The following is a 24725-nucleotide window of genomic DNA, read 5'->3' as shown; positions in this document are numbered from 1 at the left end:
GGGACCCCACGGCGGCCCGGGGACCCCTAAGGTCGTGACCATGGCTTCCGTGTTCGCCGAGATCGACGAGGACCTGCGCGCCTGGATCGCGGCGCAGCCGATGTGGTTCGTGGCCACCGCCCCGCTGGCCGCCGACGGCCTGGTCAACGTCTCGCCGCGGGGGACGGACTCCTTCTCGGTCCTCGGCCCGCGCCGGGTCGGGTGGGTGGACTTCACCGGCAGCGGGGTCGAGACCATCGCGCACCTGCAGGAGAACGGTCGCATCTGCGTGATGTTCGCCTCGGTCGCCCGTCGGCCCCGGATCGTGCGCCTGCACGGCCGGGGCGAGGTGCACCGGCCCGGCAGCCCCGCCTTCGCCGAGGTGACCGCGCTGCACCCGCCGCACCCGAGCACCCGGGCTGTCGTCACCGTCGAGGTCGACCGGATCAGCGACGCCTGCGGCTGGGGCGTGCCCGTCATGGACGTCGTCAGCACCGAGCGGGGTCTGCTGCGGGCCAACGCGGAGAAGAAGGGCCCGGAGGGGATGGCCGCCTACCGGCAGGAGAAGAACACGGAGAGCCTCGACGGGCTCCCCGGGCTCTGAGCGGACTCAGACCTGCGGGTTGCGCGCCCGCCGCCGGACCGCCCGCTCCACCCGGTCGAACTCCCGCCGCAGGGGCTGGGAGCAGAACTCCCCCAGCGTGACCCCGGCTGCGAGCGCCAGCGCCACCCCCAGCGCCTGGACCAGCAGGCTCACGCCCCCGGCCGGGTCCCCGCCGACCAGGCTGAAGATGGCCCGGTAGATCGCCAGACCCGGCAGCAGCGGGACGATGCCGCAGATCGAGACGACGACCCCGGGGATGCCCCAGCGCCAGGCCAGCCCCTCGGCCAGGAAACCGACGCCGAGGGCGGCGAGGCCCGCCGCCGAGATCGGACCGAGCCCGAGGTCCAGCCCCAGGCTGTAGAGCAACCACAGCGCACCGCCCGCGAGCCCCGAGCAGAGCACCGCCCGCAGGTCGGCGTACCCCGCGAGCGCCCAGGTCATCGAGGCCGCGGCGGCCGCGGCGACCTGCCCGCCGAGGGGGTAGACGGCACCCTCGGAGAACTGCAGGTCCAGCGGCACGCCGCCGCGCTGGGCCAGGTCCAGCACCCCGGCGATGCCGACGACGATGCCGGTCGTCAGCAGCATCGTCTCGAAGGCCCGGCCGCTGGCCGTCACGTAGAACCCGGCGATCGCGTCCTCGGCCGACCCGACCAGGAACAGCCCCGCCAGCAGCGGCACGATGCCGGCCCCGACGACCAGCGACGGCGGGATCCCGCCCAGCCAGTCCGGGAACGTCGGCTGGTACACGAGCAGGGCGACCGCGACCAGCGTCGCCGTCGCCGCCCCGGCCACCTGCTGGAAGAACGCGGGCAACCCGCGCCGGTTCGCCGCGGCCAGCAGCAGCTGCAGGACGGCGCTGGTCGCCCCCGCGGCGAGCGAGACGCCGAGGCCGCCGCCGAGCAACCAGCCGACCGAGAAGGCGAGCCCCACGACGGCCCCGTGCGCGACCATCGGGCGGTAGCGCCTTGGACGGCGCAGCAGGACCCGCAGCCGCCGTCGCAGCACGTCGGGGTCCATGCCCTCGGCCGCGTCGTGCGCGAGTTGGTAGAGCCCGGCCAGGCGGGAGTAGTCGGTGGCCCGGACCTGCACGACGCGGACCGCGGTGAGCGGCGTGCCCGAGGAGTCCGGGGCCGAGACGATGACCGCGGTGAACGTGATGTCGACCTGCGTGTGGGCGAGCCCGGCCCCGAGGGCGGCCCGCAGCGTGAGGGCGGTGACGTCGGCGGCGGGCGCCCCGCAGGAGAGCAGGGCCTCGGCCATCCGGGCCAGCGCGGTGACGGTCCGCAGGTCGTCGTCGTCACGGGGCGCGTCGTCGGCCCGGGCGGCGATCTCGGCGGCCTCCTTGCCGATCAGCAGTCGCCCCACCCGGTTCCGTACACGTCCGACCACGCTGACGAACCTATCCGGTTGCCGCCTGGACGCCCCCGGGCCACGGTCGGGTCATGAGCAGCCCGAGCGGTCCCGCCCCCGACCCGACGACCGAGGGGTTCGACCCCGCCGACCCGCCCGTCCCCGAGCTCGAGGTCGACGAGGACGTGGCCCCGCGCCCCGAGGAGGAGATCGCCGACGCGGCCCGCGACACCCCGTAGTCTCTCTCCCCCTGGCCCCGCGCCCCCTTAGTCCCGCGGCAGCACCACGCCCGCGGCCCCGCCCCCGCGCCGGACCGGTTCGGCGACCGCCAGCACCCGACCGTCGGGCAGGAGCTCCAGCGCGGCGGCGGCCCCGATCTCCTCGGTCTCCCGGAAGACGTGCCCGCGGGCGACCATCTCGCGGCCGAGGTCGGAGTCGAGGTAGGCCGGTTCGGCCGCGGCCCCGGCGGCGGAGTTCTGCTCCGACACCCGGGGGGCGGCCACCGCCTCCGGCAGGCTCTGCCCGCCGTCGAGGCGGTTGACGAGGATTCCGTAGACGGTGCCGATGATGGTCGCGCCGCCCGGCGAACCGACGGCCAGCAGCGGCCGGCCGTCCTGCAGCACGATCGTCGGGGCCATGGACGAGCGGGGCCGCTTGCCCGGGCCGGGCAGGTTCGGGTCGGGGACGCCGGCGACCACGGGGACGGCGTTGAAGTCGGTGAGCTCGTTGTTGAGCAGGAACCCGCGGCCGGGGACCACGATGCCGGAGCCGCCCGTCTGCTCGATCGTGAGCGTGTAGGCGACGACGTTGCCCGCCGCGTCGGCGGTGGTGAGGTGGGTGGTCGAGGGGCCCTCGTACCCGCCGTCCACGGCCTCCCCGCCGCTGCCGCAGCCGGTTCCGTCGAGGGCACCGGGGGCGACGGGGCGGGGCAGCGTCGCCGGCGGGGAGATCAGGCAGGCCCGGGTGGCCGCGAACTCCTCCGAGGTCAGCCGACGGGTCGGGACGTCCTGGACGTCGCCGTCGCCCACCCAGCGGTTGCGGTCGGCGAAGGCGAGGGCGGCGGCCTCGAGGCGGAGGTGCTCGCGGTCGGCGGCACCGAGTTCCGGGGCGGTCCCACCGGCGGTCTCGAAGATGTTGAGCGCCTCCCCGACCGTCGTCCCGCCGCTGCTCGGCGGGGCCATCCCGTACACGTCGAGCCCGCCGTGGCGGACGTGCGTGGGGACCCGTTCCAGCGCGTCGTAGGCCAGCAGGTCGGCCATCGTCATGCCGCCGGTCAGGACCTCGCGGGTGACCCCGTCGGCGACCGGGGGCGCGGTCACGGTGTCGACGACGGCGCGGCCGAGCTCCCCGCCGTAGAACGCGCCCGCCCCCTGCTCGGCGAGCAGCCGGTAGGTGGCCGCCAGGTCGGGGTTGCGGAACACCGACCCGACGGCGGGGGCGTCCCCGTCGGGCAGGAAGAGCGCTGCGGTGGAGGAGAAGTCGCGGAACCGTTCGGCGTTGTCGAGGGTCTGCGACCGGAACGTCTCGTCGACCACGAAACCCCGCTCGGCCAGGGCGGCCGGCCCCGAGAGCACGTCGGCCAGGCTCATCGTCCCGCCGTCGGCGAGGGCCTCGGCCCAGGTGTCCGGCGTCCCCGGGACCCCGACGGAGATCCCGGAGTTCACCAGGTCGTCGAAGGGGTACGGCGTCCCGTCGTCCTGCAGGAACCCGTCGGCCTGCAGCGAGGCCGGAGCCGTCTCCCGCCCGTCGAGGGTGCGGACGGTCCCCGTCCGCGCGTCGTAGTGGACGAAGAATCCCCCACCCCCGACCCCGGCCGAGTAGGGCTCGGTGACTCCCAGCGCGGCGGCGGTCGCGACGGCGGCGTCCACCGCGTTCCCCCCGCGCCGCAGCACGTCCAGGCCGATCTCGGTGGCGTCGGGATCGACGCTGGACACCGCCCCGCCGAAACCGGTGGCCGTGGCCTGCTTCGGCGGGGCGGCCTCCTCGGCGGCGGCGGGCCCGGCCGCGACGGTGGAGACGGACAGGCAGAGCAGGCCGGTCGTCGTCACGGCGGCCAGGGTGCGTCCTCGCATGGGCGGGACCCTCTCAGGAGGAGCACAGCAACCGCAAGGGTCAGGGACGGATCGGGGGTGTCCCCGATGGTCGTTCGGGGTCGCCGCGACCCAGGCTGGAGCCATGACCGACAACGGATCCTTCCCCGCCGACCAGCCCGCCCACCCCCTCCGTCTCGACAAGGGCCCCGGGGCGACCGGCGCCCCGGGCGTCGAGCGCTTCTACGCCTGGCTGCGCCGCACCGGCCTGGTCCGCGAGGACGACCGGATCGTGGGCGGGGTCTCGGGCGCCCTGGCCCGCCGGGTGGGGGTCGCCCCCGTCGCCGTCCGGGTGGCCTTCGCCGTGCTGGCCCTCGTCGGCGGGTTCGGCCTGGCCCTCTACGGCCTGGCCTGGGCGCTGCTGCCCGACCGCTCCGGTCGGATCGAGGCCGAGGCGGCCCACCACGGCGACGTGTCCGGAGCGCTGGTGGCAGCCGTCGTCCTGGTCGTCGCCGACCTGCTGCTGGGGACGCCGCTGCGCCTGTGGGTGTGGTGAGGGCCGCTCAGAAGATCGAGGCCGGGGGTCGGGCGGGCGCCGGCTCCGCGGCGGGGCCGGCCCCCGCGGCCGCGGCCCGGGCGGTCGGCACGGCCACCCCCATCCAGCGTCGGCACACCCAGGCCGGAGCCCCGTCCGGCCCGTCCGGCGCGGTCGGCCCGGCCTCCTCCAGCTCCACCACCCCGGTGTTCAGCAACCCCGTCCGGACCACGAAGTCGGCGTCGACGTCGCCCACCCGCGATCCCGCCCAGGTCCGGATGGCCGCCCCGTGGCTGACCAGCGCGAAGGTGCCTGCCCCGGCGGCCGCGGCGGCGGAGCGGGCGGAGGCGACGGCGGCGTCGAACCGGGCGAAGAACTCCGTCCCGGACTCGGCCCCCGGCATCCGTACCTCGGTCCGGCCGTGCAGCCACTCCCCGACGACCCCCAGGTAGGCGCGCACCGACTCCTCGTCGCCGCACATCTCCCGGTCCCCGGCCGCGACCTCGCGCAGACCGGGCAGCACGGTCACGTCGAGGCCCAGCGCGGCCGCGAGCGGGGCCGCGGTCTCGCGCGCCCGGGTGAGCCCGGAGGACCCGATCCATCCGATCCTCTGGTCGCGCAGCAGCCCGACCAGGTCCTCGGCCTGGCCCCGTCCCACCTCGTCCAGCGAGGGGCCGGGCACGGCGGTGTCGAGGAGGTGGCGGACGTTGGAGACGGTCCGGCCGTGGCGGACGAGGATCAGGCGCACCGGCCCAGCCTCTCAGCCCGGCCGGCGGGACGACCCGCGGGACGACTCACAGGACGACGTCGAGCCGTCCCCCCGTGCGCCCGCCCACGAACCGGAGCAGGCGGGCCTGCAGGTCCACGTCCATCCCCCGGCCGGTGACCATGGTGATCCGGCCGAGGATCCGCCGCAGGTCCTCGGCGGTGACGTCGCGCTGATCGGTGACGACGCCGGAGGCCCGTTCGCGGGCGATCTCGCGGGCCAGCTCGGCGACCGCCCAGGGTGCCGGGCGGTCGAGGTCGAGCACCGGGCCGTAGAGGTGGCGCAGGAGAGCCCGGTCGGAGGCCGTCAGGTCGTCCAGCAGGTTGGTCTCGCTGACGTCGCCGCTGACCGCCCCGACCGCCCCGACACCGGTGACCCCCGTGACGCCGCGGGTCGCCCCGACCCCACCGGGGGCGGTGACGCCGCTGCCGGCCAGACTCCTGGTGACCGTCCCGATCCTCATGACCCTCTCCCTTCGGTCACTAAATGTGTAGCAAGTGTGACTCCGGGATGTGACGGTTCTTGAGCGTCATTCACCCGGACGGGCTACCCGAGGGTCAGGACCCGTCGTCGGGCCGGGCCGCGCCGATCTGGGTCAGCACGTCGTCCATGACCCGGGCGAGGTCGATCGAGCGCTGCCCGGGCACGTGCGGGGACTCGGTCAGACCGGCGGCCAGGCAGTCGTGCACGTGCTCGACGAGGAAGCGGTGGCCGGTGGCGACCGCGTGCTCGTACCGGTCGGCGCGCCCGTCGTGGTCGCGCACCGTGAAACCGGAGAGCGAGTAGAGCGGTGCGTGCGCCTCGATCCACCCCGCGGTCCCCTCGATCCAGGCCCCGCGGGCCGCCTGGGCGACCATCGTGGTCGAGAGCGCCGCCAGCGCCCCGCCGGGCCAGCCCAGCGCGATCGAGACCTGCTCGTCGAGACCGTCGGCGGTGATCGTGCCCAGGGCCCGGACGCGGTCGGGGGCGCCGAGCAGCTCGTGGGCCAGGCCGAGCGGGTAGGGGCCGAGGTCGAGCAGCGACCCCCCGCCCAGCTCCACCTCGTGGAACCGGCGCAGCGAGGAGGGCGCGGGGAAGCCGAGGTCGGCGTGGATCATCCGGACCTCGCCGATGGCCCCGGAGCCGACGACCTCGAGCAGGGCCGCGGTGGCCGGCAGGAAGCGGGTCCAGTAGGCCTCCATGCAGAACACCCCCCGCTCGGCGGCGGTCGCGACGAGCCGGGCGGTGGCCGCCGCCGACGCGGTCATCGGCTTCTCCACGACGACGGCCTTGCCCGCTCCGATCGCGGCCAGCGCCGGGGCCAGGTGCTGGGGGTGGGGCGTCGCCACGTAGACCACGTCGACGCGCGGGTCGGCCACCATCGCGGCGACGTCGTCGTAGGCCGTGACGTCGCCCCCGGGCCGGACCTCGGCGGCGAAGCGGGCCGCGCGCTCCAGACGCCGGGAGGTGACCGCCACGAGCTCGCCGCCGGGGACGAGTTCGAGGGCCTCGGCGTAGGCCCGGGCGATGCCCCCCGGCCCCACGAAGCCCCAGCCCCAGGAGTCCCGACCCTCGACCGAACCGTCCGTGCTCATGCCCGATCCTCCCCTCGTGACCCCGCCGGGCGCAGGTCGAGGAGGTCCTCGCGCGTGGGCAGGGAGGCCGCGGCCCCCGCGTGCCCCACGGTCCAGGCCGCGACCCGCGCGGCCCGTCCGGCCGCCTCGACGAGCCCCGACCCCGCCAGCAGCCCGTCGACCAGCCCGGCGACGAAGGAGTCCCCCGCCGCGGTCGCGTCGACGACACCACCCGGCGGTGCGACCGCCTCGACCTCGACCGCCCCGCCCGGGGTGACCACGAGCGCCCCCGCCGCCCCCCGCGTGACGATCGTGGTCCCCGTCGGCCGCACCGTGCGGGCGAGCCCGACCAGCTCCTCGACCCCGGCCCCGGCGCCGCTCGCGGCGTCACGACCGGCCAGCACGGCGAGCTCGGCGGTGTTGGGGACGAGCAGGTCGGCCCGGCGCAGCAGCTCGTCCGGCAGCGGGCGGGCCGGCGCGGGGTTGAGCACGAGCAACCCCGTGCACAGCCGGGCCGCGGCCAGCAGGGCCTCGTCGGCGACCTCGCACTGCAGCAGCACGACGCGGGCGCCGGCGACGGTCGCCGTCGCGGCCCCCACCTCCTCGGCACCGAGCCGCCCGTTGGCCCCGGGGCTGACCACGATCGTGGACTCACCGTCGTGGACCAGGACGACGGCCACGCCCGAGGGACCCGGGACCCGGCCGACCCCGGAGACGTCGAGGGCCTCGGCCCGCAGGCCGGCCAGCAACCGCTCCCCCTCGTCGTCCTCCCCGACCAGCCCGACCATGGCGGTCCGGCGCCCGAGCCGGGCGCAGGCGACCGCCTGGTTGGCCCCCTTGCCCCCCAGCCCCCGGGCGAGGTCGACGCCCCCGGCCGTGTGCGTCGTCGTCCCGGCGACGGGCAGCGCCTCCAGCTCGAGCACCAGGTCGACGTTGATCGAGCCCACCACGCACACGTCGCGCACGTGCTCGGCGTGCAACCGCCCGTGGGAGTCCCGGTGCAACCCGGCGCCTACCTCGGGGTCGCGCTCCGTCCCGTCCATCCCGCTCTCCTCCCTCACCACGGGCGCCACCGGCACCCGTTCCTCAGTGACCGGCCGGCAGGACCCAGACCGAGGCCACCGCCGGGTCACCGAGGTCCACCTCGTCACCACCGCCGATCCGCACGACGGTGGTCCCGGCGAACTCCCGCCGCCGCAGCACGTCCAACCGCACGTCCAACCCCAGCCCCAGCTCGGCGAAGTACCGCAGCACCTCCGGGTCGGCGTCGGAGATGCGGGCGACCACCCCGGCCGAGCCGACCGGGACGTCGGCCAGGGAGTGCGCGCCCGGCTGCGGCACCGAGCCGTCCTGGCGCGGGATGGGGTCACCGTGCGGGTCGCGTTCGGGGTGCCCGAGCCGATCGTCGAGGGCCGCGAGGAACCGCTCGGAGACGGCGTGCTCCAGCACCTCCGCCTCCTCGTGCACCTCGTCCCAGGCGTAGCCCAGGTCGGTGACCAGGAACGTCTCGAGCAGCCGGTGCCGGCGCACGACGGCGAGGGCGTGGCGACGGCCGTCCTCGGTCAACGCCACCCCGCCGTAGCGCTCGTGCTCCAGGAGGCCCGCGTCGGTCAGCTTCCGCACCGCCTCCGAGGCCGTGGACGGGCTCACGCCGAGCTGGCGGGCCAGCATCGACAGGGTCACCTTGTCGGAGGACCACTCCCCGGCCGCGTAGACGGCCTTGAGGCAGTCCTCCGCCGCGGGCTGGACGGCTCGCCCGGGCGCGGCGGGGGGACGACGCGAGGTCGGGGTCACCGGATCAGCTTGCCAGGTGCTGGACTGCTCGGGTGCGCCGCGACCCCTCCGACCCGCCGCCCCTCGCCGACCCCCACGCCGACCCCCACGCCGACCCCCACGACGACCCCCACGCCGACCCCCACGACGACCCCCACGACGTGGCCGCCGCGACCACGGCCCGCCGGTTCCGCGACGCCCGGGTGCCCCCGGCCGGGGTCCACCTCGACTCCGCCGCCGCCGGTCGCTCCTCGCGCGCGGTGCTGGCCGCGGTGCACGCGCACACGGTGGCCGAGACGGTCCACGGGGCCGCACCCGCCCTCGCCCGCGCGGCCGGGGTCCTCGACCGGGGCCGGGCGCAGACGCTGGACCTGCTGGGCGGGCAGGCCGGGGCCGCCCTGGCCTTCACCCACTCCGCGGGTGACGCGCTGAACCGCCTGGTCGCCCTGCTGCTCCCGACCGCGGAGGCGCGTCGGGCGGGCGTGCTGCGGGTGCGGGGCGAGTACGCGCCGAACAGCGCGGCGTGGCGCGCGGCCGGGGTCCGCGACCGGGTGGTCGGGAGCGGTCCCCGGATCGACCCCGAGGAGTTCGACGCGGCCCTGCGCCGCGAGCTCCGTGCCGGACGGCCCGCCTTCGTGCACCTCACCTGGGTCGGCTCCCACGTCGGCACCGTGCAGGACGTCGGAGCCCTGCTCGCCGTCGCCCGCGACCACGGGCTGCCCACCGTCGTGGACGCGGCCCAGGCCTTCGCCCACGTCGACACCCGCGCGGCGGCGGCCGCCGACGTCGTCTACGGCACCTCGCGCAAGTGGCTGACCGGACCCCGCGGGGTCGGCTTCTGCGCCCTGCGGGGCCGCTTCGCGGCCCTGGCGCCCCGGATGGAACCGTTCGAGGCACATCACGCCGGCCGGGTCGGATTCGCCCACGCCGTGGCGGAGCTGCACGACCTCGGTCCCGCGGACGTCGTCGCCGGGCTCGCGGCCGTCGGGGCCCGCACCCGGGCGGTGCTGCGCGACCTGCCCGCCTGGGACGTGGTCGAGGCCGGGCCGGAGGGCACCACGGCCCCGGGCGCCACGACGACGCTGCGCCCGCGCGGCGCGGTCCCGCCCGACGTCACGGCGAGCGTCGCCCGGCTGGCCGCGCACGGCGTCCTGGTGACCGCGGCCGGGCGGGAGCGCAGCGAGGAGATGACCGCGGACGTCCTGCGGGTCAGCCCGCACCTCGACGTCACCGAGGCCGACCTGGCCCGGGTGCGCGCCCTGCTGCTCGACCCGCCGACGGGCGACCTCGCGGAGTCGCTGCCACAGTGACCGGGATCGGACGACCGGGACCTGCGGGTCCGCAGCACGAGGAGAGGCAAGAACCATGCGCGGCAAGATCATCGTCCTCGTCGCCGGCGCCACCGGGTACGTGCTCGGCGCCCGGGCGGGGCGGGAGCGCTACGAGCAGATCGTCGACGCGGCGGGCCGGTTGTGGGGCAACCCCTCGGTGCAGAAGCGGGTCGACGCCGCCGAGGACCGCGCCGCCGACCTCGCGCGGCAGGCCGGGGCCAAGGCCAAGGAGCAGGTCGGCCAGGCCGCCGGGGCGGTCAAGGAGACCGTGGGCGAGAAGATCGCCGAACGCCGCGACGGTGGCGCGGGCGGCAAGAGCGGGGACGGGACCGAGGTCCTGGGCGACCAGCACTCCACCCGCGGCCCGCAGGACTGACACCCCACCCCGGACGGTCCGCGCGGAACTCACCGCGCGGGCCGGGGGCCGGGCCCGGACAGTGGCCCCATGAGTTCCACCGTCGGTGACCACCTCGTCTCCCGCCTCGCGACCTGGGGGGCGCGACGTTTCTACGGCTACCCCGGTGACGGGATCGGCGGGGTGATCTCCGCCGTCGGCCGGGCGCAGGAACGCGGCGAGGCCGAGTTCGTGCAGGTGCGCCACGAGGAGACGGCGGGTTTCGCGGCAACCGCCGACGTGAACTTCGGCGGCTCCCCGCTGGGCGTGTGCGTCGTGACGTCCGGACCCGGTGCGGTGCACGCCCTCAACGGGCTCTACGACGCGAAGCTCGACCACGTGCCGGTGGTGGCCGTGCTGGGGCAGACGGCGACCACCGCGCTCGGCACCTCCTACTACCAGGAACTCGACCTCGTCCGGTTGTTCTCCGACGTCGCCGGGGAGTTCGTCTTCCAGGTCACCTCGCCCGGCCAGCTCCAGCACGTGGTGGACCGGGCCGCCCGGTTCGCGCTGGACCGGAGGACGGTGACCGCGATCGTCCTGCCCTCCGACGTGCAGGAGGCCGACGCGGTCACGACCGTCCCCGAGGGTCACGGCTGGACGCACACGTCGGCGGTTCCCAGCAGTCCCCCGAACGTCCCGCGGGAGACGCACCTCCGGGACGCGGCCGACCTGCTGCGGTCGGGACGCCGGGTCGCGATCCTGGCCGGCGTGGGAGCGGCCGGGGCCACCGAGGAACTCACCGCGGTGGCCGACGCGTTGGGCGCCGGGGTCGCGAAGGCGTTGCTGGGCAAGACGATCCTCGACGACCGGCTGCCGTGGGTGACGGGGGCCATCGGCCTGCTCGGGACCCGGCCGAGCTACGAGCTCATGCGCGGCTGCGACGTGCTGCTCCTGGTGGGCACGACCATGCCCTACAGCGAGTACTACCCCGCCCCCGGGCAGGCCCGTGCGGTGCAGATCGACGTCGACGGGACCCGCTGCGGCCTGCGCTACCCGACCGAGGTCAACCTCGTCGGGGACGCGGCCCTCACCCTGGCCGCGCTGCTGCCGTTGCTGGAGGGTGCCGAACCGGACCCGGGGTGGCGCGAGGACGTCGCCCGCTGGAACACCGTCTGGGACGAGTGGGGTCGCGAACGCGCCGAGGCGGCCGCGGACCCGCTGAACCCCGAACTCGTGGTGCGCGAGATCTCCCCGCGGCTCGACGACGACCACCTGGTGGCGGTGGACTGCGGGACGGTCACCAGCTGGTTCGCCCGCGACCTCGACCTGCGTCCCGGCCAGCTCGCGTCGCTGTCGGGGACGCTGCTCTCGATGGGCGGGGGCATGCCCTACGCCCTGGCCGCCAAGCAGGCCCATCCCGACCGCCCGGTGCTGGCGATGGTGGGTGACGGGGCGATGCAGATGAACGGGATCAACGAACTGGTCACCGTCGCGCAGCGGTGGCGCACCTGGGCCGATCCCCGCTTCGTGGTGCTGGTGCTGAACAACCGGGACCTGTCCTTCGTCGCCTGGGAGGCCCGGGCCGTGCAGGGCGAGGTCCCCTTCGACGCCGCCATGGACGTCCCCGACCTCCCCTACGCCGACTACGCCGGCCTGCTCGGGCTGGGCGGGCGCCGCCTCGACTCCCCCGGGGACGTCACCGCCGTCCTCGACGAGGCCTTCGCGGCCCGTCGCCCCACCGTGATCGACGCGGTCGTCGACCCCACGGTGCCGATGATCCCCCCGCACGTCAGCAAGGAGCAGGTCCTGGCCACCCTGGCCTCGCAGCTGAAGGGGGACCCGGCGGCCGGGCACATCGTCCTCGAGGGGGCCCGCGAGACCGTGGGCGCCGCGGCCCGGGCGCTGACCCGGCGGTGGGGCCGTCAGCGCGAGGGGTCGGAGGACGGGTCGGGGTCCTCCGCCGGGTGAGGACCGGCCGGGGCGGGGCGGCCCGACCGGACCGCCTGCAGGGCCCGCTGCGGCAGCACGTACCAGCTGAGCAGCACGAGCAGGCCGACGGCACCCCCGGCGAGCACGGCGGCGACCCGCCCGAGCGCGACGTCGACGACGAGGACCACCCCGCCGCTCACGACCAGCCCGACCGTCGCCAGCCCGGCCTTGGCGAACCGGTTGCCCACCTCGACCAACCGGGCCTTGGACCGCATCCGGAACAGGGCCCGGTGGAAGCCCACGGGGGCGATGAACAGCACCACGGCGGTCACCGACAGCAGCAGCACCCCGGCGTAGAGACCGCGCTGGAACCCGGTCAGCTCGGCGAAGCGGGTCTGGAACGGCAGCGTCATGAGGAAACCGGTGAGCAGCTGCACACCGGTCTGCACCACCCGCAGCTCCTGCAGCAGCTCGATCCAGTTGCGGTCGAGGCGTTCCGTCGGGGTCTCGTTGCGCAGGGCCGCGCCCCCCGGCGGGTCGACCGGTGACGTCGGCGGTGGCGGCGGTGGGCCCGGAACGGGCGGCGGCGGGGCGGGCACCACCCCACTCTCCCCCGCCCCGGTCCCGGACCCCGCCGGGCGGGGTCGTAGGACGGTCCCGGCCCGGCGGTGGCAAGGTAGGGGCAGGACCCGGGGACGGCGGAGAAGCAGGCGTGTCGGGTTGCACCACAGGAAGATTCGAGAGAGGGGCACCCATGGACCCGTTCCTGGAGGTCTCAGCCGTCCAGAAGCTCGCCGACGCCGTCGCCGAGGTCGCCGAGGTGCTGGCCCTCGGCGGCGAACCGTTGGAGGTGGCCGAGCTCGTGGTCGGTCACAGCTGCGACCTGGTCGCCGCCTCGGCGGCCGGGATGCTGGTCGAACGGGCCGGGGAGGGGTTGCAGCTGCTGGCCGCCTCCTCGCCGCTGTCCAGCCGGTTGGAGCTGTTCCAGCTGCAGGCCGACGAGGGGCCGTGCATCGAGGCCGTCGCCTCGGGCCGGGCGCTGGCCGTCGACTCCGCCGCCGAGATCGCCCGGCGCTGGCCCCGGTTCGCTCAGGCCGCCGAGCAGCACGGCGCCCGCGCGGTCCTCACCGTCCCGCTGATCGTCGGGGAGCGACGCATCGGCGCCCTCAACCTCTTCCGCGACCGCGAGGGCGCGTGGGCGGAGTGCGACCAGACCATCGTGCGGGCCCTGGCCTCGCTCGCCGCCGCGGCCGTGCTGCAGTCGATCTCGACGTCCCGGCAGGACGAGCTGGCGACCCAGCTGCAGGCGGCGCTGACCAGCCGGGTCATCGTCGAGCAGGCGAAGGGGGTGCTGGCCGAGCGGCACCAGGTGCACCCGGACGAGGCGTTCGCGCGCCTGCGGACGGGGGCCCGCTCACGCCGCGAGCGCCTGCACGACGCGGCGCAGCGCGTGGTCGACGAGCTGGCGGAACGGGATCAGAGCGTCGTGATGCCCGGCTGAGCCTGGTGCGGGGCCGGTCGGGCGTCCTGCTCGCGCACCGACCGCCCCGCCCCGGCGGCGGGGGCCAGTGCCGCGGCGACCGCGGGATGACCGGACGGGCTCTGGCCCTCGGCGATGCGGGTCAGGTCGGCGACCAGGGCCGAGCTCACGTCGAAGAGCTTGACGTTGTGGGTCTGCGAGGCGGTCGAGAGCCGCTTGAAGGCGGCGTCCTCGGTGCAGGCGGTGAGCGCCATGATCGCGCCCTTGGCCAGGTCGATGACGGGCCGTCGTTGGAGGGCCCGCTTGATCTGGTCGAGCTCGGCCCGCAGGGCGTCGACCTCGGCCGCGGAGCTGTCCGGGGCCGGGTGGTCGGGGCCGTGGTCGTGCGCGGCGTCCTGCATGTGGGTGGTACCCCCGTCGTGTCCTGCTGGTGGTCAGCAACAAGACCGTGCGGCGGGGTCCGGGCCGTTCGGTGAGGACAACATCCTATCGAATTCCGGAGCGATGCCCACCGCGACCCACCCCGGGCCCAGCGTTCACTCTTCAGGGAGGACCCAGCTCAAGTCCAGCGAGTCCCCACCCGACACCCAGTCGTCCCGGCCGGCGAGATGCTCGGGTCACCCGATCAGGCGGCCACCCGCCCAGGTCAGCGACCCACCCTGGAAGTCCTGTCGGACGCCGCCGGCGACCGGGTACTCCTCGCTCGTGGGGTAGCCCAGCCGACCGGTCTCCCACCCCTGCGCCTGCCACCCGCGCAGGATCGCCCCGCGCAGCGTGTGGGCCCCCGAGGCCGGGCTCCAGTAGACGAAGCCGTTGCGGAAGGCCTGCCCGGCGCCCCCGCCGCGCAGCCCGCCGAACTCGTCGGAGGACGGGAAACCCAACCGGGAGGACTCCCAGCCCTGCGCGGCCCAGCGGTCGCGGACCGCACCCCAGACCGGGTGCGCCCCGGTGGCCGGGCTCCAGAAGACGGAGCCGCCCTGGAAGTGGGTCACGGCTCCGCCGGGCACCGACGCCTCGGACGTGGTCGGGAACCCGAGGCGTCCGCGCTCCCAACCGAACGAGGCGTACTCGGCGAGGATCGCGCCGCGGACGGCCTGCGCCCCGGTGGCGCCGCTGAAGTACACCGACCCGTTCTGGAAACGCTGCAGCGCACCGCCCCGGACGCCGAACTCGGCCCCGGTCGGGTAGCCGAGGGCACTGTTCTCCCAGCCGAGGGAGGCCCACCGGTCGCGGATGGCCCCGCGCACCGGAGCCGCCCCGGAGGCCGGCGACCAGTACAGCGAACCCCCCTGGAACGCCTGCCCGAAACCACCGCCGCGCAACGGACCGTACTCGTTGCCGACCGGGAACCCGAGGGCACCGCCCTCGGCCCCGCTCGCCAGGTAACCGCCGAGCAGTGCACCCTTCACCCGGGTGCTGCCGTAGCTGCGCGAACCGTCGCTGAGGGTGGCGAAGGCGGCGGGCCTGCGGCCGCTGCCGAAGTCGGCCACCCAGTAGCTGCGCCAGACGTCCCGGCCGCCCGCGGTGGTGCGGGTGTAGACCATGCCGATCCCGACGGAGTTGTAGCCCCCGTCGAGCATGACGGCCTTGTGGGCCGGGGAGTTCAGCCAGCTGGTGATCGCGAGCTGCGCGTTCTCCTTGCCGTTGCGGTCCGGCACGCCCATGTCGGCGGTGGCGACGATCTCGCCCCAGCGCGGGAAGCCGGAGAGGAGGCGGGGCAGGTCGGGGTTGTGCTTCATCCCCGGGCCCTGGCCCAGGACGTCGGCCCAGCGCTGGGCGACCCCGTCCAGGGTCGGGTCGATGCTGACCGGGCCGGCCCCGACCCTGGCCCGCTCCGCGTTGAACCCGGCGAGGATCTGCTGCTCCTGGACCGCGGCCGGGACGACCGGGGCGAGGACCTCGGCGGCGTCGGCCGCCCCCGCGGTGGCGACGGCGAGCGCCGGGGCCGACACGGCGATCGCGAGCGCGGCGGCGAGCCGGGTCACGAGACGGCGGCCGCGCGGCGTCGAGGGGCGGTGCGGGGCCGAGGTGCGCTGCGGGTGGGGCAGGAAGGTCACGTCAAGGTTGTCGGCTCCACGCTCGGGTGACCCGATCCCCCGTACGGTGGGACCGAGCGAGCCATGATCGTCACTTTCCGTATCACTTTGAGGAGATCACACGAATGGACTCACCCGTTCGGGTGACGGCCCGGGTCGAGGACGGCTCCACCGTCGTCGGGGAACGGGCCCGCAGCGACGCCCCCGGGACCCCGCTGCTGCTCCTGCCCGGTCAGTCGCTCGGGCCGGACGTCTTCACCGGGTTCGCCGACCTCCTGGACCGCGGCACCTTCGTCGTGGCCACCCGGGGCACCGAGGGGAGCGCGCGGGCCCGCGAGAGCGCCTGGACCACCGAGCTGTTCGCCGCCGACGCCGTCGCGGTCCTCGACGCGGCCGGCATCGCGCGCTGCGACGTGCTGGGCTTCTCGATGGGCGGACGGGTCGCCCAGCAGCTGGCCGCCCGCCACCCCGACCGGGTGCGCCGGCTGGTGCTCGCCGCGACCGGGCCGGGGGGACGGGCCGAGGTCGCGCGGCCGGCCGAGGTCGACGCGATGCTGCCCACGGCCGTCGCCGAGGAGGACGACGCGGCCCGCCGGGCCCTGGCCGAGCTGTTCTTCACCCCGGCCTTCGTCGCCGCCCACCCCGACGTCGCGGCCCGCTTCCGACCGCAGGGCACCCCTCGCTCGCGGCGGCGGCACCACGCCGCCAGCCGCCGCCACGACGCCGCCGACCTGCTCCCCCGCATCCAGGCCCCGACCCTGGTCCTGCACGGCCTCGAGGACCGGTTGACCCCGCCCGGCAACGCGGACGTCCTGGCCCGCGCGATCCCCGACGCCGACGTCCACCTGCTCCCCGGAGCCCGGCACGGCTGCCTGCACGAACCGGCCGGACCGGCGCTCGCGGCCGTCACCGCGTTCCTCGGCCGGGACGGCTGACCGCGTCAGGGTCAGGGTCGGGGTCACTGCGCGGCGCGCGGTCGGCTCACCAGGTCGCCGAGGGCATGTTCCAGGGGGTGACGACCTGGATGTCGCTCGGTCGCGCGGAGATCGGGCCCGGCAGCGCCCGTCGGGCCTGCAGCAGGACGTGCGCCGCCCGCCGGACGTCGGTGCGCAGGTCGTGGTGCAGCACCGCGGAGATGCGCCCCTGCTGCAGCAGGGGCGAGTTCTCGCCGTCGAGGTCGTGGGCCAGGAACACGGCGCAGTCCCGGCCGGCCCGGTCGAACGCGTCGAGCACCGCGGCGTTGCCGCCCGCCCCCGCGTACATCGAGTAGACCCCCCGCACCCCGGGGTCGGCCTCGAGCGCGTCCCGCACCCGGCGGACGAGTTCCACGGGACCGTCGTCGTCGACGACGTCGAGGACGCGGCAGCCCGGGGCGAGCCGGCGCAGGACGCCGCGGAACCCGATCTCGCGGTCGTCCTCACCGCGGAACGACGCGCTGCCGCGCACCACCAGCACGGCGGGCTCCGACGGGCCGGAGGTCGGTCCCAGCCACCGGGTCAGCAGGTAGGCCGCGGTCGACCCGGCCGCCCGGTTGTCGACCCCCACGTAGGCGGCGCGCGGGGTGCCGGGCAGGTCGGTGACGAACGTGACCACGGGGATGCCCGCCGCGACGACCCGGCGGACCGCGGCGTCCACCGCCGGGACGTCGGGCGCCTTGAGGACCACGCCGTGCGAACCGGTCCGGACGATCCGGTCGAGGTCGGCCACGAGGGCGGCCACCTCCCCCTGCTCGTGCAGGTGGAAGCGCGAGCGCAGGACCGCGGGCCGCAACGAGGGCAGCTCGGCCTCGAGCGCGCCGCGCACCGCCGCGGAGAACCGGGCGGGCGCCTGCATCACGAGGTCGACCATGAACGTGCGACCGTTCAGCCGCAGCTGGGTGCGCTGCCGGTCGAGGTCGGCGACGGCCTGCTGCACCTCGGCGACGGTGCTGGCCCGCACCCCGCCCCGGGCGTGCAGGACCCGGTCGACGGTGGCCTCGGACAGGCCGGCCTGGGCGGCGATCTCACGTATCCGGTAGGGATGGGCCACCCGACGATCCTGAGGCGTTCTTGAGGGGTTTTCAAGGTTCCGGACCCCTCGGCGCGGTCCTACCGTCGAGGGGTCGGACCTCGGAGAACTCCGGCACCGGCGTCGGAGGCGACGCCGGACCCCACGTCAGCATCGACGCTCGACCGAAAGGCGGGATCCGCATGAGCGCCCCCACCACCCAGCGTGCCACCTCGACCTCCTCCGCCGGGGCGGCCGGCCCCGTCTGGTTCACCCCGGCCGACTGCGACCTGGCCGAGTTCCGGGCCACCGTCGAGGTGCAGACCGATCTGGCCGACTACCCCTACGCCGACGCCGTCGACCGCAACGTGCTGATCTACGGCGAACGGCTGCGCGCCCACCTGGCCGACGAGGGCACCTACCGCGACGTGCAGGCCGAACTCGTCCGCGCGCTGCGCGAGGGTCCGGGGATCGTGGTGTTCCAGCAGGCGTTCGCCCCCGACGTGGTCGACGCCGCCACCGAGGCGTTCCAGGCGATGATCGCCGAGCAGAAGGCGGCGGGTCAGGTCAACGGCGACCACTTCGCCGCGCCCGGGGCCAACGACCGGATCTGGGGTGCGCTGGACAAGTTCGCGGTGCGCTACCCCGAGCAGTTCGCCGACTACTACGACAACGAGATCCTCGCGCTGGTCTCGGAGGCCTGGCTCGGCCGCGGGTACCAGGTCACCTCGCAGGTGAACGTCGTCAACCCGGGCGGCAAGGCCCAGCGGGCGCACCGCGACTACCACCTCGGGTTCATGGACCGGGAGCAGGCCATGGCCTACCCCGCCCAGGTCCACGCCCTCTCCCCCGTGCTGACGCTGCAGGGAGCCGTCGCCCACGTCGACATGCCGGTCGAGACGGGTCCGACCCTCTACCTGCCCCACTCGCAGAAGTACCCGGCCGGCTACATCGCCTTCCACGACCCGGCGTTCACCGCCTACTTCGAGGAGAACTACGTCCAGCTCCCGCTGACCAAGGGCGACGCGGCGTTCTTCAACCCCGCGCTGTTCCACGGCGCGGGCACGAACGTCTCCGCCGACGTCCGCCGGATGGCGAACCTGCTGCAGGTGTCCAGCGCGTTCGGACGGGCCATGGAGACGGTGGACACGCGGGCCATCTCGACGTCGATGTTCGCGACCCTCAAGGCGCGTCGGGCCGCGGGCGTCCCCGAGCGACGGCTGCGCAACCTCGTGACCGCCGCCGCGGAGTGCTACGCGTTCCCGACCAACCTCGACCGCGACCAGCCGATCGGCGGGCTGGCCCCGCAGTCGCAGGCGGAACTGCTCTGGCAGGCGTTGGTCGAGGACTGGGACGCCGAGGCGCTGGCGACCGCCCTCGACGCGCAGGCCGCGCGCCGCGAGTTCGCCGGCTGATCAGCGGGCGGATCCGACCAACCAGACCGTGCCCCACGGCGGCAGCCAGACGTTGCCGTCGCCGCCGAGGGGCACGGCGGAGCCGGTGAGCGCGTCGACGCTGTCCAGCAGGTTCAGCTGGGCCAGTCGCGATCCGGGGAACGAGCGCCACTGCGGGGCCACGTTGGCCAGGACCAGCAGGTCTCCCAACGGGTGCCGGCGGCGCACGACGAGGATCCCCGGGTCGCTCGGCTCGAGCACCTCGGCCTGGACCCCGGCGTGCAGGTGCGGGAGCCGGGCCCGCGTCGCGGTGAGGTGGCGCAGACCGGCCAGCACGCGGCCGGGCACGGTCTCCGGGTCGGCCGCCTCGGCCAGGGCGGAGTCCTCCAGCCGGGGGCGGTGCGCCCAGCGGTTGTCGTTCTCGTGACCGGGTTCGGCGGCCCAGTCGGCCTGCCCGAGGGAGGCGACCTCGTCGCCGGACCAGAGGACGGGGATCCCGCCCCAGGCCAGGACGAGGGAGTGCGCGAGCAGGACGCGCCGGACCCCCGCGTCCTCACCCGCCCGGCGGTCCCCGTCGTCGTGGGCCTCGGTGGCCGCGGTCAGACCCGCGAGCGCCGCGGTGGTGCCGCTGATCCGCCGGTCCCCCGTGGCCGGGTTCTCCTGGAACACCAGCCCGCGGGCCGGGGAACCCGGGAAACTCCCCGAGTACCAGTCGGAGAGGAAACCCCGGTGGGCGAAGCCGGAGAGCCCCAGCGCCCCGGCGTCCTCGTCGGTGACGGCCCAGCCGATGTCGTCGTGGCAGCGCACGTAGGTGATCCAGGCGGTCGTGCTCGGCACCGGCGGCAGCGCCCGCAGGGTCGAACTGGCCAGCCGCACGTCCTGCGCGGCCAGCATCGACCAGATCTGCACCATGAGGACGTTGTGGTAGGCGAGGTCGCTGACCCGGCCGGTGTGCCGGCCCCGGCCCAGGTAGTGCACGAGGTCGTTCGGCGCCACGATCGCCTCGGCCTTGAGGATGACCGCGGGACAGGCGATCCGGGCCACGGCCCGCAGGACCTGGGTGATGCTGTGCACCTCGGGCAGGTTCTGGCTGGTCGTCCCGATCCGCTTCCAGAGGAAGGCGATGGCGTCCAGGCGCAGCACCTCGACGCCGAGGTTGGCCAGGAACAGGACGATGTCGACGTACTCGGCCAGGACGTCGGGGTTGGACCAGTTCACGTCCCACTGGAAGGAGTTGAACGTCGTCCAGACCCAGCCGTCGAGGTCCGGTTCGTGGGTGAAGTTGCCCGGCGCGAAGTCCGGGAACACCTCGGGCAGGGTCCGTTCGAAGGCGTCCGGCACCTCGCGGTCGGGGTAGACGTAGAAGTAGTCGCGGTAGCGCTGCTCCCCCGCCCGGGCCCGCACCGCCCACTCGTGCTCGCGGGCGACGTGGTTGAGGACGAGGTCCAGCACGAGACTGATCCCGCGCCGCCGCAACGTCGTGGCGAGGTCGCGGACGTCCTCGACCGTGCCGAGGTCCGGGCGCACCCGACGGTAGTCCCGCACGGCGTACCCGCCGTCGCTGTCCCCCTCGCGCGGCAGCAGCAGGGGCATCAGGTGCAGGTAGCGGACCCCCAGGCTCTCCAGGTGCCCCAACCGGGAGGCGATCCCGGCCAGGTCACCGGCGAAGCGTTCGGTGTAGGCCGCGTAGCCGATCATCGACGGTTCCTGGAACCAGTCCGGGCGCAGGGTCCGTTCGAGGTCGAGCCGGCGCAGTTCCGGGTCGCGCTCGACGAACGCGTCCGCGGCCGCCTGCAGCAGCCGGGAACCGACCGCGGCGACGCGTTCGGGCGGGTAGACCCCCGCCAGACCGGCCTCCACGTCGGGCCACCACCGCTGGACCCGCACCTCGAAGGTCTCCCGGAGTTCTTCGCTGAACCCGGGCGGGAGGACGTAGCTCGGAGCACGCACGGCGCGAGCCTAGAGCGTCCTCGATCGCTGTCCATCCCGACCCGTGGCGGCCGCGGCCAGCCCGGGCAGCGCGGCGCGGGCGTCGGGGTCGGCGGGCAGCAGCACGACGGTCGTGGCACCCGCGGCGCCGAGCGCGCCGACGCGCTCCCGCAGCTCCTCCGGGGTGCCCGCCGCAGTGAGTGCGCGCACCCAGGCGTCGGGCAGCGCGGCCGCGAAGGCGGCCCGGTCCGGGCTCGCGGCCCGCAGCTCCGCGAGTTCGGCACCGAACGGCAGCGGGCGCACGTGCGGGGCCCAGTCGGGTTCCCCGATCCACTCCAGGGCGGGACGGACGCGCTGCCGCGCCGCCGCCCCGTCCTCCCCGACCGCGGCGACGTCGAAGGCGACGACCGCGAACTCCGGGCCGACCTCGCCGCAGGCCGCACGCACCTCGGCCAGGTAGACCGGGCTGGCCGGTTCGGCCAGCACCACGCCGTCGGCGACCCGTCCCGCGAGGGCGAGCGACCGGGGCCCGCGGACGCCCGCGAGGACCGGGGGGACGACGGCGGGCGGGGCCTCCAGGCGGACCTCGCGCAGACCGCCGCCCGAGACGGTCTCCCCGCGCAGCAACGCGCGCAGCCCGACGAGGTAGTCCTCCAACGCCCGCAGCGGCGAGGCGGGCCAGGCCCCGACCTGTCGCATCCAGCCCGGCATGCCGTGCCCGATGCCGCAGACCAGTCGTCCGGGGAACATCCCGGCGAGGCTCGCGACCTCCATGGCGGCGAAACCCAGGTTGCGCGCACCGACGGGCAGGATCCCCAGGCCGACGCGCAGCTGTTCCGTCGCGGCCAGGATCGCCGCGGCCTGGGCGATCCCGCCGGCGAAACCGAGGTCCTCGACGACCCACAGCTCGGAGAAACCTCCGTCCTCGGCCGCCCGGGCGTACTCCCGGACCCGGTCGCCGGGCAGATCGCGAGGCAGCAGCAGGGCGGCGTCGACCATGACCCGACGCTACCCGCCACGCCTCCCGGCGCCCCGGCGGGTGCGGCCACCTACCGTGCGGGAGTGCGCTCCACGACCCGCCCCCGGACCGCGCCGGGCGCCGGACCGCTGGCCCTGCTGCTCCTCCTCACCGCCTGCTCGGCGTCGGGCCCGCCGGACCCGTCCGAGGCCCCCGGGGGAACGACCCCGGTTCCCATCGCGAGCACGACCCCGGTCGGGCCGACCCCGTCCCCCGCGTGGTGGGTCCCGGAGGCCGGGACGAGCTGGCAGTGGCAGCTGTCCGGCCCGCTCGACCTCTCCCTCGACGTCGCGGTGTACGACGTCGACCGGGAGGTCCCCGCGACCGTGGTCGAGCAGCTGCACGAGCGGGGGATCCGGGTCGTGTGCTACGTCAGCGTGGGCACGGTGGAGGACTACCGGGACGACGCGGCCGCCTTCCCGCCGGAGGTGCGCGGGGAACCGCTGCCCGAGTGGCCGGACGAGCGCTGGCTCGACGTGCGCCGTTGGGACCTCGTCGGCCCGCCCCTGCTCCGCCGGTTCGACGAGTGCCGGGACAAGGGTTTCGACGCGGTCGAGGCCGACAACGTCGACGCCTGGGTGAACGACAGCGGGTTCGACCTCACCGCCGAGGACCAGCTCCGTTTCGTCCGTCGCCTCGCCGACGCCGCCCACGAGCGGGGTCTGGCCTTCGGGCTGAAGAACGACCTCGACCAGGTCACCGACCTCGTGGACGACGTGGACTTCGCCGTGGTCGAGGAGTGCGCCCGCTACGACGAGTGCGACCGCCTCGCCCCCCTGGTCGCGGCGGGCAAGGCCGTGCTGCACGTCGAGTACCGCGACGGCGACGACCGCCTCGACGACGAGGAGTTCTGCCGCCTCACCGACCCGGCGGCGGACCCGGTCTTCACCGGCATCTCCTCCCTGCTGAAGAACCTCGACCTGGACGCGGCCCGCACCACCTGCCCCGGCCGGGCGGGGGCCGGGCGACCGGGTGGTTGACTGTCCTTCGCTCACGAGCAGCCCGACGACAGCAGAACCGAAGGATGGAGCCCCCGATGAGCCCCGCGCCGAACGCGCCGAAGGTCGAAGCCCGCTACGCCCGGACCTGGCTCCTGGTGAACGCGAGCCGACCGGACACGTTCGACGCCGCGGCCGCCTCCCGCGCCGACGCCGTCGTGCTCGACGTCGAGGACGCGGTGGACCCCACCCGCAAGGACGCCGCCCGCGACGAGGTCCGGGCGTGGCTCGCCGCCGGGAACCGCGCCTGGGTCCGGATCAACGACACCTCGACCCGGCACTGGGCCGACGACGTCGCCCAGCTCAAGGGGACCCCGGGGCTGTCCGGGGTGATGCTGGCCAAGACCGAGTCGGCCGAGCAGGTCGAGGCGACCGCGGACGCGCTCGGCGGCGACGTGCCGGTCCTGGCCCTGGTCGAGTCGGCGCTGGGCATCGAGGACGCCCGCCACATCGCGTGCGCGCGGGGCGTGTTCCGCCTCGCCTTCGGCAGCGGCGACTACCGCCGCGACACCGGCGCCAGCGCCGACGAGATCGCCATGGCCTACCCGCGCAGCCGCCTCGTCGTCGCGAGCCGCATCGGTGGGCTGCCCGGTCCGGTCGACGGCCCCACGGTCGGCGGCGGCCTGCCCGAGCTGCGCGACGGCGCCCACTACGGCGTCCAGCTCGGCATGATGGGCAAGCTCTGCCTCAACCCCGACCACACCGGGGTCGTCAACGAGGTCATGAGCCCCACCCAGACCGACGCCACCTGGGCCCGCGACGTCCTGCGCGACTTCGAGGAGAGCGGCGGCGTGGTCCGCGACGGCAGCGACCTCCCCCGGATCGGGCGGGCCCGCCGGATCAAGGAGATGGCCGACGCGTTCGGGGTCGAACCCTTCTGAGGCCGACGAGACCCCGATGACCGCCCAGCTGCCGGCACGACGACGTGCGGACCTGCTGGCCTTCGTCCGCGACCGCGGGCAGGCCACCGTCGGGGAGCTCGCCGAGGTGCTCGAGGTCTCGTTGGACACCGTCCGGCGCGACCTCGAGCACCTGGCCCGGGAGGGGTCGCTGACCCGCACCCACGGCGGCGCGGTCCCCACCGGGACCCTGGCCCGGCACGAGAACCCGCTCGCGGTGCGGATGGCCGACCATCCCGACGCCAAGGCGCGCATCGCGGCGCGGGCGGCCGGGTACGTCCGCGACGGGCAGACGGTCGTGCTCAACGGCGGGACGACGACGCTGGCGGTGGTCAACCACCTGACCGACCGTCGCGACCTCACGATCGTCACCAACAACCTGATGATCCCGCCGGCCCTGCCCGAGGGGGTGGCCCGCGGCGTCTACGTCGTGGGTGGTTCCACCCGCATGCGCTCGCTCGCGACGGTCGGTCGCCTGCGGTTCCCCGACGCCCAGGGCCGGACCAGCCTGGCCGTCTCGGCCGATCTCGCGATCGTCGGGGTGAGCACCGTCTCCCTCGACGGGGTCTTCGGGGTCAGCAACCTGCGCGAGGCCCAGCTGCTGCGCGAGATGGTCGACGCGGGTCGCACCGTGGTGGTGCTGGCCGACTCCTCCAAGCTCGACCGGACCGGTTTCGCGCACGTCTGCACGGCCAAGGAGATCGACGTGTTCATCACCGACGCCGTGCTGCCGCGCCCCCTGACGACGGCGTTCGCGCGGGCCGGGGTCCAGGTCGTCCTGGCGCGCTGAACCCCGGC

The 24725-nt window shown here is 75.4% G+C and carries 25 protein-coding genes; 12 read left to right on the top strand and 13 right to left on the bottom strand.

Annotated features, from left to right (window positions below; genetic code table 11):
• The first annotated feature begins 40 nt into the window (after positions 1–40).
• Positions 41–583: a pyridoxamine 5'-phosphate oxidase family protein gene (locus ACFFKU_RS17210; protein WP_380139899.1), complete on the top strand. Its 543-nt coding sequence runs from the start codon at positions 41–43 to the stop codon at positions 581–583.
• Between the two features lie 6 nt (positions 584–589).
• Here ACFFKU_RS17210 and ACFFKU_RS17205 read toward each other — a convergent pair whose 3' ends face one another.
• Positions 590–1972: a threonine/serine exporter family protein gene (locus ACFFKU_RS17205; RefSeq protein ID WP_380139896.1), complete on the bottom strand. Its 1383-nt coding sequence runs from the start codon at positions 1970–1972 to the stop codon at positions 590–592.
• 53 nt (positions 1973–2025) lie between these two features.
• On the opposite strand from ACFFKU_RS17205, the gene ACFFKU_RS17200 reads away from it, so the two are divergent.
• Complete coding sequence (locus tag ACFFKU_RS17200; RefSeq protein WP_380139894.1) at positions 2026–2172, top strand: hypothetical protein; 147 nt, start codon at positions 2026–2028, stop codon at positions 2170–2172.
• A 27-nt stretch (positions 2173–2199) separates the two neighbouring features.
• On the opposite strand, the gene ggt is transcribed toward ACFFKU_RS17200, so the two are convergent.
• Positions 2200–4005, bottom strand: coding sequence for a gamma-glutamyltransferase (gene ggt / locus ACFFKU_RS17195; protein WP_380139892.1), 1806 nt, complete (start codon positions 4003–4005; stop codon positions 2200–2202).
• A gap of 103 nt (positions 4006–4108) precedes the next feature.
• On the opposite strand from ggt, the gene ACFFKU_RS17190 reads away from it, so the two are divergent.
• The gene (locus tag ACFFKU_RS17190) at positions 4109–4519 is read left to right on the top strand and encodes a PspC domain-containing protein (protein ID WP_380139890.1); all 411 of its coding nucleotides are present in this window, start codon (positions 4109–4111) and stop codon (positions 4517–4519) included.
• A 7-nt stretch (positions 4520–4526) separates the two neighbouring features.
• Here ACFFKU_RS17190 and ACFFKU_RS17185 read toward each other — a convergent pair whose 3' ends face one another.
• From ACFFKU_RS17185 to ACFFKU_RS17165, 5 genes are all read right to left on the bottom strand, one after another.
• Positions 4527–5246 carry a histidine phosphatase family protein gene (locus ACFFKU_RS17185; protein WP_380139888.1) on the bottom strand — a complete coding sequence of 240 codons (720 nt, stop codon included), beginning with the start codon at positions 5244–5246 and terminating at the stop codon, positions 4527–4529.
• A 46-nt stretch (positions 5247–5292) separates the two neighbouring features.
• Positions 5293–5727, bottom strand: a complete 435-nt coding sequence (locus tag ACFFKU_RS17180; protein ID WP_380139886.1) for a hypothetical protein — start codon at positions 5725–5727, stop codon at positions 5293–5295.
• 94 nt (positions 5728–5821) lie between these two features.
• Positions 5822–6838, bottom strand: a complete 1017-nt coding sequence (locus tag ACFFKU_RS17175; RefSeq protein ID WP_380139884.1) for a Gfo/Idh/MocA family protein — start codon at positions 6836–6838, stop codon at positions 5822–5824.
• Entirely contained in the window at positions 6835–7860 is a 1026-nt protein-coding gene (locus ACFFKU_RS17170; RefSeq protein WP_380139883.1) for a ribokinase, read from the bottom strand. Before ACFFKU_RS17170 ends, ACFFKU_RS17175 begins: the two co-directional genes overlap by 4 nt.
• Before the next feature lie 43 nt (positions 7861–7903).
• A complete protein-coding gene (locus ACFFKU_RS17165) occupies positions 7904–8611 on the bottom strand; it encodes a metal-dependent transcriptional regulator (protein ID WP_380139881.1) in 708 nt (235 codons plus the stop codon).
• Between the two features lie 32 nt (positions 8612–8643).
• Here ACFFKU_RS17165 and ACFFKU_RS17160 point away from each other — a divergent pair, with 32 nt between their 5' ends.
• From ACFFKU_RS17160 to ACFFKU_RS17150, 3 genes are all read left to right on the top strand, one after another.
• Positions 8644–9900, top strand: a complete 1257-nt coding sequence (locus tag ACFFKU_RS17160) for an aminotransferase class V-fold PLP-dependent enzyme (RefSeq protein ID WP_380139879.1) — start codon at positions 8644–8646, stop codon at positions 9898–9900.
• A 55-nt stretch (positions 9901–9955) separates the two neighbouring features.
• Entirely contained in the window at positions 9956–10297 is a 342-nt protein-coding gene (locus ACFFKU_RS17155) for a hypothetical protein (RefSeq protein ID WP_380139877.1), read from the top strand.
• 69 nt (positions 10298–10366) lie between these two features.
• Positions 10367–12226, top strand: coding sequence for a thiamine pyrophosphate-requiring protein (locus tag ACFFKU_RS17150; RefSeq protein ID WP_380139875.1), 1860 nt, complete (start codon positions 10367–10369; stop codon positions 12224–12226).
• Here ACFFKU_RS17150 and ACFFKU_RS17145 read toward each other — a convergent pair.
• On the bottom strand, positions 12181–12786 hold the full coding sequence (locus ACFFKU_RS17145; protein WP_380139873.1) for a DUF6328 family protein: 606 nt from the start codon (positions 12784–12786) through the stop codon (positions 12181–12183). The two genes, ACFFKU_RS17150 and ACFFKU_RS17145, sit on opposite strands and share 46 nt — an antisense overlap.
• 155 nt (positions 12787–12941) lie before the next feature.
• On the opposite strand from ACFFKU_RS17145, the gene ACFFKU_RS17140 reads away from it, so the two are divergent.
• Positions 12942–13688 carry a GAF and ANTAR domain-containing protein gene (locus tag ACFFKU_RS17140; protein ID WP_380139871.1) on the top strand — a complete coding sequence of 249 codons (747 nt, stop codon included), beginning with the start codon at positions 12942–12944 and terminating at the stop codon, positions 13686–13688.
• On the opposite strand, the gene ACFFKU_RS17135 is transcribed toward ACFFKU_RS17140, so the two are convergent.
• Together ACFFKU_RS17135 and ACFFKU_RS17130 are read right to left on the bottom strand one after the other, a co-directional pair.
• Complete coding sequence (locus tag ACFFKU_RS17135; protein WP_380139869.1) at positions 13664–14068, bottom strand: ANTAR domain-containing protein; 405 nt, start codon at positions 14066–14068, stop codon at positions 13664–13666. The genes ACFFKU_RS17140 and ACFFKU_RS17135 overlap by 25 nt on opposite strands.
• 216 nt (positions 14069–14284) lie before the next feature.
• A complete protein-coding gene (locus tag ACFFKU_RS17130) occupies positions 14285–15724 on the bottom strand; it encodes a CAP domain-containing protein (RefSeq protein ID WP_380139868.1) in 1440 nt (479 codons plus the stop codon).
• A 104-nt stretch (positions 15725–15828) separates the two neighbouring features.
• Here ACFFKU_RS17130 and ACFFKU_RS17125 point away from each other — a divergent pair, with 104 nt between their 5' ends.
• A complete protein-coding gene (locus ACFFKU_RS17125) occupies positions 15829–16638 on the top strand; it encodes an alpha/beta fold hydrolase (RefSeq protein ID WP_380139866.1) in 810 nt (269 codons plus the stop codon).
• A 46-nt stretch (positions 16639–16684) separates the two neighbouring features.
• On the opposite strand, the gene ACFFKU_RS17120 is transcribed toward ACFFKU_RS17125, so the two are convergent.
• On the bottom strand, positions 16685–17731 hold the full coding sequence (locus tag ACFFKU_RS17120) for a LacI family DNA-binding transcriptional regulator (protein WP_380139864.1): 1047 nt from the start codon (positions 17729–17731) through the stop codon (positions 16685–16687).
• Positions 17732–17892: 161 nt separating this feature from the next.
• On the opposite strand from ACFFKU_RS17120, the gene ACFFKU_RS17115 reads away from it, so the two are divergent.
• Entirely contained in the window at positions 17893–19104 is a 1212-nt protein-coding gene (locus tag ACFFKU_RS17115; RefSeq protein WP_380139863.1) for a phytanoyl-CoA dioxygenase family protein, read from the top strand.
• Here the strand turns inward: ACFFKU_RS17115 and ACFFKU_RS17110 are convergent, their stop codons facing one another.
• Together ACFFKU_RS17110 and ACFFKU_RS17105 are read right to left on the bottom strand one after the other, a co-directional pair.
• Positions 19105–21033 (bottom strand): amylosucrase, encoded by a 1929-nt coding sequence (locus ACFFKU_RS17110; RefSeq protein WP_380139862.1) that lies wholly within the window; start codon positions 21031–21033, stop codon positions 19105–19107.
• A gap of 9 nt (positions 21034–21042) precedes the next feature.
• Positions 21043–22011, bottom strand: coding sequence for an LLM class flavin-dependent oxidoreductase (locus ACFFKU_RS17105; RefSeq protein WP_380139861.1), 969 nt, complete (start codon positions 22009–22011; stop codon positions 21043–21045).
• 63 nt (positions 22012–22074) lie between these two features.
• Between ACFFKU_RS17105 and ACFFKU_RS17100 the strand changes: the two genes are divergently transcribed.
• The 3 genes from ACFFKU_RS17100 to ACFFKU_RS17090 are packed head-to-tail and all read left to right on the top strand — an operon-like array spanning position 22075 to position 24717.
• Complete coding sequence (locus ACFFKU_RS17100; RefSeq protein WP_380139860.1) at positions 22075–23010, top strand: endo alpha-1,4 polygalactosaminidase; 936 nt, start codon at positions 22075–22077, stop codon at positions 23008–23010.
• A gap of 56 nt (positions 23011–23066) precedes the next feature.
• A complete protein-coding gene (locus tag ACFFKU_RS17095) occupies positions 23067–23909 on the top strand; it encodes an HpcH/HpaI aldolase/citrate lyase family protein (RefSeq protein WP_380139858.1) in 843 nt (280 codons plus the stop codon).
• A 16-nt stretch (positions 23910–23925) separates the two neighbouring features.
• On the top strand, positions 23926–24717 hold the full coding sequence (locus ACFFKU_RS17090) for a DeoR/GlpR family DNA-binding transcription regulator (RefSeq protein WP_380139856.1): 792 nt from the start codon (positions 23926–23928) through the stop codon (positions 24715–24717).
• Positions 24718–24725: the final 8 nt, after the last annotated feature.

Origin of the sequence: Kineococcus gynurae (assembly GCF_042433995.1) — a bacterium.
Taxonomy (GTDB): Bacteria; Actinomycetota; Actinomycetes; order Actinomycetales; family Kineococcaceae; genus Kineococcus; species Kineococcus gynurae.
This window is presented reverse-complemented; position numbering and strand designations above follow the sequence as displayed.

Coding starts and splice junctions, on each gene's coding strand:
- ACFFKU_RS17210 (WP_380139899.1), top strand. CDS start 41: ATGGCTTCCGTGTTCGCCGAGATCGACGAGGACCTGCGCGCCTGGATC.
- ACFFKU_RS17200 (WP_380139894.1), top strand. CDS start 2,026: ATGAGCAGCCCGAGCGGTCCCGCCCCCGACCCGACGACCGAGGGGTTC.
- ggt (WP_380139892.1), bottom strand. CDS start 4,005: ATGCGAGGACGCACCCTGGCCGCCGTGACGACGACCGGCCTGCTCTGC.
- ACFFKU_RS17190 (WP_380139890.1), top strand. CDS start 4,109: ATGACCGACAACGGATCCTTCCCCGCCGACCAGCCCGCCCACCCCCTC.
- ACFFKU_RS17180 (WP_380139886.1), bottom strand. CDS start 5,727: ATGAGGATCGGGACGGTCACCAGGAGTCTGGCCGGCAGCGGCGTCACC.
- ACFFKU_RS17175 (WP_380139884.1), bottom strand. CDS start 6,838: ATGAGCACGGACGGTTCGGTCGAGGGTCGGGACTCCTGGGGCTGGGGC.
- ACFFKU_RS17170 (WP_380139883.1), bottom strand. CDS start 7,860: ATGGACGGGACGGAGCGCGACCCCGAGGTAGGCGCCGGGTTGCACCGG.
- ACFFKU_RS17155 (WP_380139877.1), top strand. CDS start 9,956: ATGCGCGGCAAGATCATCGTCCTCGTCGCCGGCGCCACCGGGTACGTG.
- ACFFKU_RS17150 (WP_380139875.1), top strand. CDS start 10,367: ATGAGTTCCACCGTCGGTGACCACCTCGTCTCCCGCCTCGCGACCTGG.
- ACFFKU_RS17140 (WP_380139871.1), top strand. CDS start 12,942: ATGGACCCGTTCCTGGAGGTCTCAGCCGTCCAGAAGCTCGCCGACGCC.
- ACFFKU_RS17135 (WP_380139869.1), bottom strand. CDS start 14,068: ATGCAGGACGCCGCGCACGACCACGGCCCCGACCACCCGGCCCCGGAC.
- ACFFKU_RS17125 (WP_380139866.1), top strand. CDS start 15,829: ATGGACTCACCCGTTCGGGTGACGGCCCGGGTCGAGGACGGCTCCACC.
- ACFFKU_RS17115 (WP_380139863.1), top strand. CDS start 17,893: ATGAGCGCCCCCACCACCCAGCGTGCCACCTCGACCTCCTCCGCCGGG.
- ACFFKU_RS17105 (WP_380139861.1), bottom strand. CDS start 22,011: ATGGTCGACGCCGCCCTGCTGCTGCCTCGCGATCTGCCCGGCGACCGG.
- ACFFKU_RS17095 (WP_380139858.1), top strand. CDS start 23,067: ATGAGCCCCGCGCCGAACGCGCCGAAGGTCGAAGCCCGCTACGCCCGG.
- ACFFKU_RS17090 (WP_380139856.1), top strand. CDS start 23,926: ATGACCGCCCAGCTGCCGGCACGACGACGTGCGGACCTGCTGGCCTTC.